The 13,629-nt window shown below is 35.9% G+C and carries 15 protein-coding genes, 2 rRNA genes and 1 pseudogene; 11 read left to right on the top strand and 7 right to left on the bottom strand.

What is annotated here, in order from left to right:
• The 4 genes from D8M04_RS00005 to D8M04_RS00020 all read left to right on the top strand — a co-directional run.
• Positions 1-248, top strand: a 23S ribosomal RNA gene (locus D8M04_RS00005); the annotation flags it as partial.
• Positions 249-312: 64 nt separating this feature from the next.
• Positions 313-425 (top strand): 5S ribosomal RNA (gene rrf / locus D8M04_RS00010).
• Positions 426-659: 234 nt separating this feature from the next.
• Entirely contained in the window at positions 660-1,202 is a 543-nt protein-coding gene (locus D8M04_RS00015; protein ID WP_121520159.1) for a phosphatase PAP2 family protein, read from the top strand.
• 97 nt (positions 1,203-1,299) lie between these two features.
• Positions 1,300-2,442: a glycosyltransferase family 4 protein gene (locus tag D8M04_RS00020; RefSeq protein WP_121520161.1), complete on the top strand. Its 1,143-nt coding sequence runs from the start codon at positions 1,300-1,302 to the stop codon at positions 2,440-2,442.
• Positions 2,443-2,527: 85 nt separating this feature from the next.
• Here D8M04_RS00020 and D8M04_RS00025 read toward each other — a convergent pair whose 3' ends face one another.
• The 3 genes from D8M04_RS00025 to D8M04_RS00030 all read right to left on the bottom strand — a co-directional run bounded on the left by D8M04_RS00025 (position 2,528) and on the right by D8M04_RS00030 (position 5,430).
• The gene (locus D8M04_RS00025; protein WP_121520163.1) at positions 2,528-3,706 is read right to left on the bottom strand and encodes a dicarboxylate/amino acid:cation symporter; all 1,179 of its coding nucleotides are present in this window, start codon (positions 3,704-3,706) and stop codon (positions 2,528-2,530) included.
• Between the two features lie 214 nt (positions 3,707-3,920).
• Complete coding sequence (locus tag D8M04_RS20090; protein WP_187695385.1) at positions 3,921-4,085, bottom strand: hypothetical protein; 165 nt, start codon at positions 4,083-4,085, stop codon at positions 3,921-3,923.
• Positions 4,086-4,170: 85 nt separating this feature from the next.
• Positions 4,171-5,430, bottom strand: coding sequence for a BaiN/RdsA family NAD(P)/FAD-dependent oxidoreductase (locus D8M04_RS00030; RefSeq protein WP_121520165.1), 1,260 nt, complete (start codon positions 5,428-5,430; stop codon positions 4,171-4,173).
• A gap of 250 nt (positions 5,431-5,680) precedes the next feature.
• Between D8M04_RS00030 and D8M04_RS00035 the strand changes: the two genes are divergently transcribed.
• The 6 genes from D8M04_RS00035 (at position 5,681) to D8M04_RS00060 (ending at position 11,413) form a co-directional block, all read left to right on the top strand.
• Positions 5,681-7,303, top strand: coding sequence for a putative polysaccharide biosynthesis protein (locus D8M04_RS00035; protein WP_121520167.1), 1,623 nt, complete (start codon positions 5,681-5,683; stop codon positions 7,301-7,303).
• Between the two features lie 11 nt (positions 7,304-7,314).
• On the top strand, positions 7,315-8,028 hold the full coding sequence (locus D8M04_RS00040) for a pseudouridine synthase (RefSeq protein ID WP_121520169.1): 714 nt from the start codon (positions 7,315-7,317) through the stop codon (positions 8,026-8,028).
• An 11-nt stretch (positions 8,029-8,039) separates the two neighbouring features.
• Positions 8,040-8,606, top strand: a complete 567-nt coding sequence (gene thpR / locus D8M04_RS00045; protein ID WP_121520171.1) for an RNA 2',3'-cyclic phosphodiesterase — start codon at positions 8,040-8,042, stop codon at positions 8,604-8,606.
• A gap of 136 nt (positions 8,607-8,742) precedes the next feature.
• Positions 8,743-9,582, top strand: coding sequence for an NERD domain-containing protein (locus D8M04_RS00050; RefSeq protein WP_246001076.1), 840 nt, complete (start codon positions 8,743-8,745; stop codon positions 9,580-9,582).
• An 8-nt stretch (positions 9,583-9,590) separates the two neighbouring features.
• Positions 9,591-10,511 (top strand): diacylglycerol/lipid kinase family protein, encoded by a 921-nt coding sequence (locus D8M04_RS00055; protein ID WP_121520173.1) that lies wholly within the window; start codon positions 9,591-9,593, stop codon positions 10,509-10,511.
• A gap of 83 nt (positions 10,512-10,594) precedes the next feature.
• Entirely contained in the window at positions 10,595-11,413 is an 819-nt protein-coding gene (locus D8M04_RS00060) for a phosphotransferase family protein (RefSeq protein WP_121520175.1), read from the top strand.
• On the opposite strand, the gene D8M04_RS00065 is transcribed toward D8M04_RS00060, so the two are convergent.
• Entirely contained in the window at positions 11,400-11,684 is a 285-nt protein-coding gene (locus D8M04_RS00065; RefSeq protein WP_121520177.1) for a YtzH-like family protein, read from the bottom strand. The genes D8M04_RS00060 and D8M04_RS00065 overlap by 14 nt on opposite strands.
• 82 nt (positions 11,685-11,766) lie before the next feature.
• Between D8M04_RS00065 and trmB the strand changes: the two genes are divergently transcribed.
• The gene (trmB, locus tag D8M04_RS00070) at positions 11,767-12,402 is read left to right on the top strand and encodes a tRNA (guanosine(46)-N7)-methyltransferase TrmB (protein WP_121520179.1); all 636 of its coding nucleotides are present in this window, start codon (positions 11,767-11,769) and stop codon (positions 12,400-12,402) included.
• Between the two features lie 113 nt (positions 12,403-12,515).
• Here the strand turns inward: trmB and D8M04_RS20095 are convergent, their stop codons facing one another.
• From D8M04_RS20095 to D8M04_RS00080, 3 genes and pseudogenes are all read right to left on the bottom strand, one after another.
• Positions 12,516-12,692: a hypothetical protein gene (locus D8M04_RS20095; protein WP_187695386.1), complete on the bottom strand. Its 177-nt coding sequence runs from the start codon at positions 12,690-12,692 to the stop codon at positions 12,516-12,518.
• A 236-nt stretch (positions 12,693-12,928) separates the two neighbouring features.
• Positions 12,929-12,994: pseudogene (locus D8M04_RS20300) on the bottom strand (YjcZ family sporulation protein); the annotation flags it as partial.
• A 131-nt stretch (positions 12,995-13,125) separates the two neighbouring features.
• Positions 13,126-13,554, bottom strand: coding sequence for a DUF2512 family protein (locus tag D8M04_RS00080; RefSeq protein WP_121520181.1), 429 nt, complete (start codon positions 13,552-13,554; stop codon positions 13,126-13,128).
• Positions 13,555-13,629 lie beyond the last annotated feature (75 nt).

The following is a 13,629-nucleotide window of genomic DNA, read 5'->3' on the forward strand; positions in this document are numbered from 1 at the left end:
TAGTACGAGAGGACCGGGATGGACACACCGCTGGTGTACCAGTTGTTCCGCCAGGAGCATAGCTGGGTAGCTACGTGTGGAAAGGATAAGTGCTGAAAGCATCTAAGCATGAAGCCCCCCTCAAGATGAGACTTCCCATCACTTCGAGTGAGTAAGATCCCTCAGAGACGATGAGGTTGATAGGTTCGAGATGGAAGCGTGGTGACACGTGGAGTTGACGGATACTAATCGATCGAGGACTTAACTAACTTCTTTAATTCGTTGTTTACTCTTATTTAGTTTTTAGGGTACAAATCCTAATTGAATACTTTGTCTGGTAGTGATGGCGGAGAGGCCACACCTGTTCCCATACCGAACACAGAAGTTAAGCTCTCCAGCGCCGATGGTAGTTGGGTTTTCCCTGCGAGAGTAGGACACCGCCAGGCAACGAGAAGACAGGATACATTTTTTTGTATCCTGTCTTTTTTATGTGCAAATATAATTTAAAGGTGCAAAATAACATAATATTTTGGTGAATTCCTTTGATAGTACTCTAGAAAAGATCAAACTACTAACAGTCTTTCCTTTTATAAACTATAATTACAATAAATTTACACTAAATTATTATTTTTTAAATATTTCCTTTATATAATGAAAGTAAATAAGGGGTGAGTGATTTAGTGAAATTATTTACTTTGTTTTATGATGTTGACAGTCAGTTATTTCGTTTTATTAATCAATTCTTTGAAAGAAAACACTTAAATTTGTTTTTTCACTGGATTACTAACCTTGGTGGAGCAGTATTTAGTATCTCTGCGGTGCTATTGATGATGATTTTTTCCAACGGCACCTTGCAATTAGTTGCGGTAACGAGTGCAATATCTTTAACCATTAGCCACTTACCGGTTGCCATTGTGAAAAAATTATTTCCACGCAGGAGACCTTATTTAGTCCTTCATCAAATTCATGTGACAGATCGGCTGTTATCCGACCATTCTTTTCCATCAGGACATACGACAGCTATTTTCTCAATTATTATGCCATTTATTATTTTTTATCCATTTCTCACACTGATTTTACTTCCAATTGGTTTTGCAGTTGGACTTTCAAGGATATATCTAGGGCTTCATTATCCATCAGATGTTCTTGCCGGATGTATATTAGGCAGCTTTACCGGAGTTTTATCCTTTACGTTTACGTCGAACTTGTTTCTTCTAATTTAAGAGTAATTAGTACTTTTCAAGGGTCTGTTTTCTTATTAATTGCTTCAGGGCTTCTCAATAAAGAAACAAACTCTATGAGTGGAGGGGAATGGCAAACATGAAAGTAGCTATCTTCACAGATACGTATGCACCTGAGGTTAATGGAGTTGCAAAGACATTAAAGAGATTTACAGAGTATTTAGCAGATAATAACCATGAATTTCGTGTATTTGCACCTAAAGTAAGTGGCACAGATTTATTTTCGAGTGATATTCATCGCTTTTCCAGTCTTCCTTTTTATTTGTATAAGGAGTGTCGCTGGGCAATACCAAACATAGCGCAGGTTAAAGAAGAGCTAATACAATTTCAGCCAGATATCATTCATGTCGCTACCCCGTTTAATATAGGGTTATGTGGCTCCCATTATGCTAAGAAACTAGATATTCCCTTAGTAGGTTCCTATCATACTGACTTTGATAAATACCTTGAATATTATAATTTGAAATTTTTAACCAGTATGCTATGGAAATATTTATTATGGTTTTATCGCCCGTTTCAGCGTATTTTTGTACCTTCCACTGATACAATGAATCATATCAAAAATCATGGATTTACCAATCTATCTGTTTGGGCAAGGGGAGTAGATTGTGAACTATTTCATCCAAATTATAATAAACTGGAATTTAGAAAAAAGTATAATATAAAAAGTAAATATGTATGTTTATATGTTGGAAGAATCTCTCCAGAGAAAGACATTATGCTTTTACCTGAGATAAATGCTAAACTTCCTACTGAGTTGAGAGAGAACGTCCATTGGTTAATCGTAGGGGATGGTCCTGCAAAAGGGTTATTAGAGCAAGAGGCTCCGTCCAATATGACATTTGCTGGGTTTCTATCAGGACAGAATCTTGCAGAAGCCTATGCTTCTTCAGATTTGTTTGTATTTCCGTCTGCTACAGAAACATTCGGAAATGTTGTATTGGAGTCATTAGCATCTGGTACACCAGTAGTAGGGGCAAATGCAGGTGGAGTTAGTGGTATTATACAAGAAGATAAAACAGGTAAATTAGCTGAGGAAAAGAATATTGAGTCATTTACCTATGCCATACAACACTTACTATTAGCAGAAGAGAAAATGAAATGGATGGGTAAAATGGGCAGAGAATATGCGTTAACACAATCATGGGATCAGATATTTGCTACGCTTTTATCTGAGTATGAAGAAATTATTGGCGGGGTTAGTTACCGCATACTTGCTTAGTAATTTACTTTTTGCAATTTATTTTTACTACTTATAAAAAAGACAAAGCCGAAAATATAAATAACGGCTTTGTCTTTTTTACTATTTATGGAGTATCATTAGATACTTTCATTCTCTTATTAATAGAATCAATGATGGAAGTTATTGCACCATCACCTGTTACGTTGGTGGCTGTACCAAAGCTATCTTGGGCAAGATAAAGTGCAATCATTAGGGATACCATCATTTGGTCAAAACCAAGCATGCTTTCTAATAATCCGATTGCTGCCATTACTGCTCCACCTGGTACACCAGGTGCGGCTATCATAGTTACTCCAAGCATTAATAAAAATGGCATATAGCTACTGAAAGTACTGGGATGTCCTTGAAGGAAAAGCACAGCTAATGAGCAGCTAACTAAAGTGATTGTACTCCCAGACAAATGGATATTTGCAAACAATGGTATCGTAAAGTCTGCTACATTATTTTTTACATTTAAAGATTTGGCATGTTTTAATGATACCGGTATGGTTGCAGCAGATGATTGAGTTCCTAATGCTGTGAAGTAGGCTGGAGACATTTCCTTTAACATAACAAATGGATTCTGTTTACTAGCCGCACCTGCCACGGAATACTGGAATAGTAAGTATAGTAAATGTAAAAGAATTATCATAATAAATACTTTTGCAAATACACTAAGAATCGTTGCTACTTGGCCTGCATAAGTCATATTGGCAAAGATACCAAAAATATGGATTGGTAACAATGGAATGATTAGTTTTCCTATGACAAGTTGAACAATATCGCGGAAATCAATCATTACATTAAGTAAAAAATCTCCCTTAATCGCTGCCATCCCTATTCCGATTACAAAGGAAATAAGTAAAGCAGTAAAGACCTCAAACGGCGGAGTCATCGGTAAATCGAAAAAACCAGACAATAAGCTATTCGTTGGATCAGATAACTGTTGGATAGATTGATTATTTAAAATGGCAGGATAGAGCATTTTTGCCACGAAAAATGCAAAAATACCAGCAATAATGGTAGATATATATGCTAGTACAGTACTTAATCCTAAAAGCTTTCCGGCTCCTCGTCCCATAGTACCGATCCCAGGAGCAATAAACCCGATAATAATAAATGGAATGATAAAGCTCAGGAAATTACCAAAAATACCATTAAAGGTAGCAAATAGTCTTATAAAAAATTCATTAGCAAAGGAACCAATTACAATACCAAGAATAATGGCAGTTATAATCCTCGCTAATAGACCAAAACTTTTCATTAAAAGTCATCCTTTTCTTATTGATGTATGCCTTCCATTCTACTACAAAATTTATGTAATGACATTAACAGAATAGAAATTCCCTTATATGCAGAAAAGAGAGTATTGACTTTCTTTTCTGCAAATGGCAACTAAGGTATATAAAATAAAAGCGCGTCCTATAAGACGCGCTTCTAAAGTCTGGTTCATTTACGAAAAGGTATATGAGTGTGAACTAGTGTACTCCATGGTTACTCCCGCCCATGCCAGTCATAAATGGCATGATTTTCTGTACGGTTTGACTAAGGCTTTGATTGTTTCTTGTCATTGTGTAGTACGTTGCTGCACCAACCCCAACGGAAGCAATAAGTGGTAACCACATTTGGTTCCTCTTCTGCATACCTAACCACCCTTTCAATTATTATTGCCAGACATTTATAGGATGGCTCTCTTTGGGGTCTATCATGATAGGAATCATCTGCCAATTAACCTAATGATTCGTACGCGGCATTCATTCCCGCAAGTCTTCCGGTTACTAGGGCAGAGGTGATATTGTATCCCCCTGTGTAGCCATGGATATCTAAAATTTCACCACAAAAATATAACCCGTGCATCATTTTCGACTGCATGGTGTTAGGTACGATTTCTTTGATGGAAACTCCTCCTCCAGTCACAAATGCTTTTTCAATTGGAAGTGAACCATGAACATGAAATGTAAATTGCTTTAAGGTATGAACAATATGCCGAATTTTATCCTTTGATACATTTGCACACTTTTCGTCGTCCTCGATTTTATTCTGCTCTAAGATAAAGGCCAATAATCTCTCTGGCACCATACCTTTTACTATATTTTTGAATGCTTTTTTTGGATTTTCTTCTACTAATTTAAATATCTCATTTAATAATTGCTCTTCTGTTTTTTCTGGCAATGCGTCGATAACTATTGGCACTCGGGTTTCGCCTTTCATGAGCTCTTTTACAACGAACTGTGAACAGCGTAGAACAGCTGGACCAGATATTCCAAAGTGGGTAAAAATCATGTCCATCTGATGGGTAATAATCGGTTTGTTTTTATGGTTTAAAACAGAAACTGCCACGTTTCTCAAAGATAGCCCTTGCAAACTTTTATCTTTTATAAATGGCTCATTGGAGGTTAACGCTACTTCCGTAGGATAAATCTCTGTGATGGTATGTCCAGCTTTCTTTGCCCAGGCGTATCCATCACCTGTAGATCCTGTATGGGGAACGGCCTTTCCACCTACAGCAATGACGATTGCTTTGGTCGTCACTTTTTCTCCATTCATTAAGATAACGGTATGCTCATTTTCTCCATAATGAATCGCCTTTACTGGGGTATTCTGCCTGACTTCAACTTTTTGTTCCTCCATTTTATTTATTAGTGCATTTACCACTGATTTTGCAGAATTAGATACCGGAAACATCCTTCCATGATCTTCTTCCTTTAACATGACACCCATATCTTCAAAAAACTCGATAATATCATAGTTGTTAAACACTGAAAAAGCGCTATAGAGAAATCTCCCATTTCCCGGAATATGTTTAATTACTTCGTCTTCTGGTAAACGGTTCGTTACATTACATCTTCCTCCACCAGAAATCGCGAGTTTATTTCCAAGTTTTTTACCTTTTTCAAGTAGCAAGGTCCTCGCACTATGTTCACTAGCAGCGATGGCAGCCATTAACCCAGAAGGACCACCACCGATCACGATTACGTCATAAGTCAAATTGTTTCATTCCTTTCTGGTAGTATAGTAACATTGATTATTACCTTGCTCAATGAAAAGGAGAAGCAAATTATAAATTTGTATGCAATAAGATTATCTGTCAGACAAAGTAGTATGGTAAAATAACATGTATTGATTTAAAAACTGCATTCGCTTTTTCCTGTGAAGGATTAGTTTTTCCAAAAATAGGTTAATGCTGCGCTAAATTTTTTACTTTTTCAATGTAAATTATAGAAATCTAGGTGAAATAATGTCTAATATCGTTAGAAGCTCTATGTTAATCACGACGGCTACGTTTTTATCCAAATTTTTAGGGATGATTTATTTAATACCATTTAATGCTCTGGTTGGAGCTGAAGGTGGCACATTATATGGATTTGCTTATGTGCCTTATAATATCATGTTAAGTATTTCCACAATTGGAATCCCACTAGCCATATCAAAAACAGTGTCGAAATACAACTCATTAGGAGATTACGAAACAGGGAGGCGTATATTTAAATCCGCCTCTGCTTTAATGTTAGTAACTGGGTTTATTTCTTTCCTTGTTTTATTTATTGCTGCAGAACCGATAGCAAGGTTGTCTATTAGCAGTGGGGGACAAGAGATAGCTATGAGTGATGCTGTACTTGTCATTCGAACGGTCAGCTTCGCATTGATCATTATTCCTGCAATGAGTATTGTCAGAGGATTCTTCCAAGGATATGAATCCATGGGACCAACTGCTATATCACAGGTTGTAGAACAGATTGTACGAATTGTCTTCGTGCTTGTTTCTGTGTTTATGGTTATTGTTATTTTTAATGGTTCTATGGCTACGGCAGTAGGTTTTGCTACATTTGGAGCTTTCGTCGGGGCTTTAGGTTCATGGGTGGTATTACTTCTCTATTGGACAAAAAGAAAGCCCTATTTAGACGCACAGCTGCAGAAGCAAAGAACATCCAATCATATCCCTACAAAGCGTTTGTTCAAGGAACTTCTCGGTTACTCTGGACCATTTATTATTGTAGGTCTTGCAACTTCTCTATATCAATTAGTTGACCAATTTACATTTGCCCGTGCGATGAACGCTGGGGGACATAGTGGTTGGGAAGTAGCACTGGGAGCGATTAACACATATGCTCACAAGCTGGTCATTATACCAGGGACGATAGCTACTGGATTATCTTTGGCTATCTTACCTGCGTTGACGAAGACTTTTTCTCAAAAAAATACGCCACTATTACATCAACAAATTAATCAATCTTTACAAATTGTTCTGGTGTTAGTGATTCCTGCCTCTATAGGACTTACTATGTTATCTCACGAGGCATATGGTGCTTTATATGGAATGGAGAATATTGAAATGACAGGAGTGTTGCTTGCTTGGTATGCACCTGTTGGTATATTATTCGCTCTATTCACTGTTACAGCCTCTATTCTACAGGGGATTAATAAGCAGAACTATACAGTTTTCAGTTTAATGGCTGGTCTTTTGGTGAAAATATTATTAAACAGTCAACTCATTATTATGTTTGGGGCTCTAGGGTCTATTATAGGTACTGGTCTTGCTGTAGGAATTGCAGTCGGATTAAATCTGTATCGTATTAAAGTCTCTGTGAAATTTCCGATGAAACAAATTATAAAGCGAAGTATTCTTATTGGGATTTTTGTACTGTTTATGTGTATCGCAATTGTGCTTGTTAAACTCATTTTTGGTTTATTTATTCCCTATGAGGAAAAACGGTGGGGAGCCGTTGTGATGCTAATTCTTGGTGTTGGAATTGGTGGGGGAGTATATTTATATTTTGCATATGCCTCCACTTTACTAGAGAGAGTGTTTGGTGGACGAATACCTTTAGTCGATAAATTAAAACGAAAGTTTGGTAGATAGGGGAGATTACTTTGCGTTTAGATAAGCTATTAGCCAACATGGACTATGGTAGCAGAAAGGATGTAAAAGCCCTTATTAAGAAAAAACAAGTGACTGTAAATGGTACCGTTGTAAAAAATAGCAGCATTCATGTTGATCCAGAGCAGGATAAAGTGATGGTAAACGGGGAAGAGGTAATATATAAGAAGTATATTTATTTAATGTTGCATAAGCCGCCGGGAGTTATCTCTGCCACCTCTGATGAAAGAGAAAAAACAGTTGTTGAACTTCTGTCAGCAGACTTTCAACATTTTAAGCCCTTCCCCGTAGGAAGGTTAGATAAAGATACAGAAGGGCTGCTTTTGTTAACGAATGATGGAGAACTGGCCCACCAATTAACCTCTCCTAATAAAAATGTAGGAAAAACATATTATGCAAGAATTAAGGGAAAAGTGACGGAAGAAGATATAGAGACATTTAAGAATGGTGTGATCTTAGAAGATGGTTATCAATCAAAACCAGCAGAACTTAAGGTTCTATCCAGTGGAGATATCTCTGAGATTCAAGTAACTATAACAGAAGGGAAATTTCATCAAGTAAAACGAATGTTTGAAGCGGTGGATAAGAAAGTTATATATTTAAAACGATTAAGTATGGGGAAGTTAGAATTAGATAGTTCTCTTCGTTTAGGTGAATATCGTGAATTAAAAGAAGCTGAATTAAAGTACTGTCAATCTCTTAAATAGGAGGTAATGCTATGGGATCTTTCCCTCATTACTTTATCGCTATCCCTCTATCGTCAAAACTGCAGGATTACTTTTCAAACTGGCAAGATGAATTAGTTGGAAAATTACCTTATAAGCAATGGTACAATAAGAAAGACTTTCATATTACATTAAAGTTTTTAGGTGAAGTAGACGATAATAAACTAAAAGCTTTAAGAATGGAGTTAGAAAAATTATCTTTACTAAAGGCGTTCTCTATTGTAGTAGGGGAAATAGGTACATTTGGCAATCCTAAGTCCCCACGAGTAATCTGGGCTGGAGTAGAAAAAAATAAGAACCTTATGCAATTAGCAGAAAAGGTAGAAGAATACGCAACTAAAGTCGGGTTTCCGAAAGAAAACAGGCCTTATTCTCCTCATATCACGCTTGCTAAGAAGTGGATAGGAGAGAAGGGTAAAAATGATATAAACTGGTTAGAAGAAGCCAAGGAGAAATATAAAGAAACAAACTTGTTAAGGGTTCAACAAGTAAATTTGTATCAAATTCATCCAGGTAAGGAACAGAAATATGAACCTGTACAGACTATTCAATTGAGATAGTTTAGCAAGGACCGTATCGGGGGTGGTAAAAATCGCACAACTCATAAAACTTCAGGATTACATATCACGATATGAATGGGACACATACAGATATCCGACTCAATATATACGTGTTAAAAAAGATAATTGGGATAAGTTGTATCAAAAATGGGTAGAAAGTCAATCAGATAAGTTGGTTCAGCAAACAAATAATAACCAGCTGGAAAATAATGAAAAAACTTTTCTCTCAAAATGGAAATCCTTTATACGCAACGAATCTACTAAAATAGAGACTGAACATTATGAAGAGGAGAACGTGGTAGAACTTCCTGATACAGAAATGGAGCTAAAGCAATATTTTCTGGATAAAATCTTTCGTTTTCAGTTGAAGTGGGCTACTTCAACAGTAACCAACATTTCCCTCGTTGATCAAGCATACTATGAGGATCCATTACTTCAGTATCTTTTACAGCGTTTCCCAGATACATTTTTGCTGCTGTATTATCCTAGTTTTAACATAAAACACGCACCGATGGATGCTGAAATTATTATGATTTCGCCATTAGGAATTGAAATCCTCTATTTTGTTGAAAAAGGGAAGGATGCAATTATTATGGCTGGTAATGAACGCACGTGGACAGTAGAGACCCCCGATAAGCAGACGAGAATGCTGAGCCCTGTAATAGCATTAAAACGAACAGAATCCGTTGTAAAGAGTATATTACATAAATTTGAGATTGATTTCCCGATTAAAAAGAAAGTATTATCTAGAACAAACCAAATTATTTACCATACGGAACCATATCATACTGAAATTATTGGGAAACATGATTATCTTGATTGGTTCAATAAACAAAGAAGCCTTTCTTCTCCGTTAAAAAATAGACAGCTAAAAACGGCTGATGTGTTATTAAAGCATTGCCAATCAAATTCTGTTAAACGATCAGAATGGGAGAATGACACCTCTTATACGAGGATTGGTGATATGGAGGAGTAAGAGTAAATATGTACATATTTATCATTAATCCTAAGGCAGGTAATGGTCGAGCGTCCCGCATTTTTTCGAGACTTAAGAAGTCCAAACTATATCAATCGTTGGATTGTATATACTATTATACATCCTATCCCGGTCACGCATTAGAAATTGCTCGTCGATTTTCTATAGAGCCTAACGGGAAAAGTATTATTGTAATTGGTGGTGATGGGACTATTCATGAAGTAGTGAATGGGTTAGGTTCCGTACAGATACCGGTAGGCTTTATTCCAGGAGGTTCTGGAAATGATTTTGCTAGAGGAATAGGTGCTTATGACCATCCGAAAACACTTTTTGAACGATTTTTACGAACAGAAGACAGAGAGTCTTTCTGGATTGGTGATTATCAATTAAATCATAATCAACCAAATAAATATGTAAATTCGATTGGATTTGGCTTTGATGCACAAATCGTTCATAAAGCAAACCACTCCTTATATAAGAAAGCCCTCAATTCCATAAGATTAGGAAAGCTTACCTATATAGTTGCCCTAATACAAGTATTAATTGATTTCAAACCAATGGATATTGAGCTGGAAATTGACAGAGAAAAATATTCAATAAAGAAATGCTGGATGGTTACAATAGCAAATCACCCATACTATGGAGGGGGAATGAAGATTATCCCCAAAGCTATCAACCAGCCTGAAAAGATACCTATTTTAATTATACATAATATATCAAAATGGAAAGTACTCGCACTATTTCTCACTGTTTTTAAAGGAACACACGTAAAATTTAAAGAAGTGGAAATACTAGAGGCAAGTCAGTTAACGATCGGTTCTCATTTGGATATGTATGTTCAAATTGATGGGGAAACGACGACATGCCGAACAGCAAAGATAAAGAAAAATAATATACCATTGTCGATAATTGGAACAAAATCAGAGTAAATAGCAAACAATTAGTTGTAATTTAAACAGTATCCCTATAAAATATGTAGGTGGAATGCTATTTTTGAAAGATGTGAAAATATATGTTGGAATGGCTTGAACGTGCTTTAGGGGATGGCTGGAAGCTCACCCCAGCCGGCGGATTAACCGGAGAAGCATTTATAGCAGAAAAAGACAATAAAAAGCTATTTCTAAAACGGAACTCTTCCCCGTTTTTAGCTGTACTTTCAGCCGAGGGAATTGTCCCGAAGTTAGTGTGGACAAAACGGATGGAAAATGGGGATGTCATTACAGCTCAAGAATGGTTAGAGGGTAGAGATTTAAAGCCGAGTGATATGAAGAGCCAGAAAGTAGCAGATCTCCTTCATAAAATTCACCATTCTACTGAATTATTGGACATGCTTATGCGTTTAGGAGTGACTCCTTTAACTTCAGATGCGATGTTTCATCTTATTAAACAAAGATTATATATAATGCAAGTGGTGGGTAAATACGAAGAAGTAGATAGATCGCTGCATTATTTAGATATATTATTGCCTAAGACAAGGAATAAAAAGTTAGTCGTTTGCCATAATGATTTAAATCATAATAATTTAATCATGTCAAGAGACGGGAATTTATATCTAATTGATTGGGACAATGCGACAATAGCAGACCCTGCATCTGATTATGGTCTAATCTTAAAAGGTTATATATTTAGAGAACAGTGGAATGATTGGTTAAATAAATATGGAGTGGAGGAGGATGAAGATATACTAGAAAGAATGTATTGGTATTTGCTACATGATTCACTCCAATATTTATGTTTTCATCTTGATCGCAAAGAACCCATTAAAGCAATGGAAAGACTGAAAGAGCTACAGGATTTGAATGATCAGATTGCTTCTACTATTTTAAATTAACATTAATTGCATTCATCCAGCTTTCTATATTTGTTTGATTAGACGTAATATGTTCTTCAATATTCTGAGCACTCTCACCTTGTCTGCCATAATTATAAATTTCTGGAAGTAACTTGATGAGTTGTTCATCTGTAATGCTGTTGTTTACCATCATATTCTTTACTAGACGCTTAATTTGCTGATACTCAGAGACTTGGCCACAACAGCCTACAGATTGTTCATCTAGAATGTCATGTAGTAACGTTAATAAATTATTTGTGTTTAGTGTCATCTCAATTATCACCTCATGACACTATTTTTCGTTATATTTCTTTTTCTATACTTTAATTTAACAACAAAGAGAGGTATCCTTCATGCGTCAAAGAAACAAGCCATGGGCTGATGAATTTATTCAGGAAAATGAACAGCTCATTATTCCGAATCCCAAAGAATTTAAAGGAAAATGGAAAGAATTATTCAATAATGAAAATCCTATTCATATTGAAGTTGGTACAGGAAAAGGCCAGTTTATTATTGGAATGGCCAAACAATATCCCGAGGTGAACTTCATTGGGATAGAGTTAGCCAAGAGTGTTATGGTTTCTGCTGCCCAAAAGGTAATTAAATCCGAGCAATCCAACATCCTGCTTTTAAATGTAAACGCAGAAGACTTAAGAGAAATGTTTGCTCCTGATGAAGTAGAGGGTATCTACTTAAACTTTTCTGACCCATGGCCAAAAAATCGTCATGAAAAGCGAAGATTAACGTACCGATCATTTCTTGAACAATATAAAGAGATTCTTGTTCCATCGGGAATCCTCCAGTTTAAAACCGACAATAGAGGATTATTTGAGTATTCTTTAGTCAGTTTCTCTAACTTTGATATGAAGTTACAGGAAGTGAATTTAGATTTACATGCCATTGATGATCCGGAGAATGTCATGACGGAATATGAAGAGAAATTTTCTTCAAAGGGACAAGTAATTTACCGCTGTAGAGCAATATTCTAATTATAGAAAAACCTGAGTTCAAAGGAATTATCCTTTGAATTCAGGTTTTTTAACTGGTTAGACATTCTCCTAAAATGTAAAAGAATGCCAAGTTTACTAAGGGTCTAGATTAACTAGTTGTTGTTACGATTACGGTTGTTACGATTACGATTGTTGTTATCGTTATTATTGTTGTTGTTATCGAAATCGTTGAACTCATTTTCGTTCGCAAACTCAACATTGTTTACTTCGTTGTTGTTGTTATTGTTGTTGTTGTTATTATTGCGGTTACGATTATTGTTCTTCGCCATTAATCGACCCTCCTATACAATGTATATTAGTAAAATTCAACTACATAAGCAGTTAAATATCACCACAAACATATTGTAACCACTTATCCAAAATTAAACCGTAAAGATTATTGTATTATTATTTAAAAAGATAACAAGATTCATTTATTTTAAGGTGATATTTTGAGCTATCGAACTTTTTCTTCATCAAATAAAAAGAAAACAAGCCTTCCAAAGGAAAGGCTTGCTTCTGTTTATTAATAAAAGGAAGCGCCAACGATTATTAACAGAATAAATAGAACGACAATTAACGCAAAGCTGTTGCCTTATCCGCCACTGCAGTATCCCATTTATACCCCTCCCTTCTACCTTACGTAATAGCATATGGAAAGCAGAAAGAGAGTTAGTACAAGTATGGAGATAGAAGTAAAATGTGTGAATATACGCGTTATAGTTATCCTTTATGTTTAGGATCTATTTCATCACTTGATTCCATTCGTAAGTTGTTTTGTTGGTAAGAAGGCATCCGGCTTATATTATCCTTCAATACCTGCCTTTCCATCATTCTGTGTAAGAACATTTCTCCTATGGTTAGAATGGTTGCACTAATAAGTGCTGCAGCTTCAGCCTCTTGTCCACTATTAAATAGAACTCTGCCTGGTAACCAAAGTACAACAAATATCAATATAAAGTCCAGAATGGATGTCAGTACATTGCCAATCCTAGGAAAGATAAAGACGTCCCCAATAAATCCTACTATCGTAAGAATAATACTGGTAAGGATAATGCTTCCTAAAGAAACTTCCGATATCAAAGTAAGGACAAGCCATAGTACTATAGTTGTCATTACTAGTTTTATGATGAAAGCAGTAATGTATTTCAATTCAATTACTCCCTCTAACTATATATAGATTCTCTTCAAATAGCTTTTCCCTACCTATTTCATTCATACATAGAA

The sequence above is a fragment of the Oceanobacillus piezotolerans genome (assembly GCF_003665065.1).
Taxonomy (GTDB): domain Bacteria; phylum Bacillota; class Bacilli; order Bacillales; family Amphibacillaceae; genus Oceanobacillus; species Oceanobacillus piezotolerans.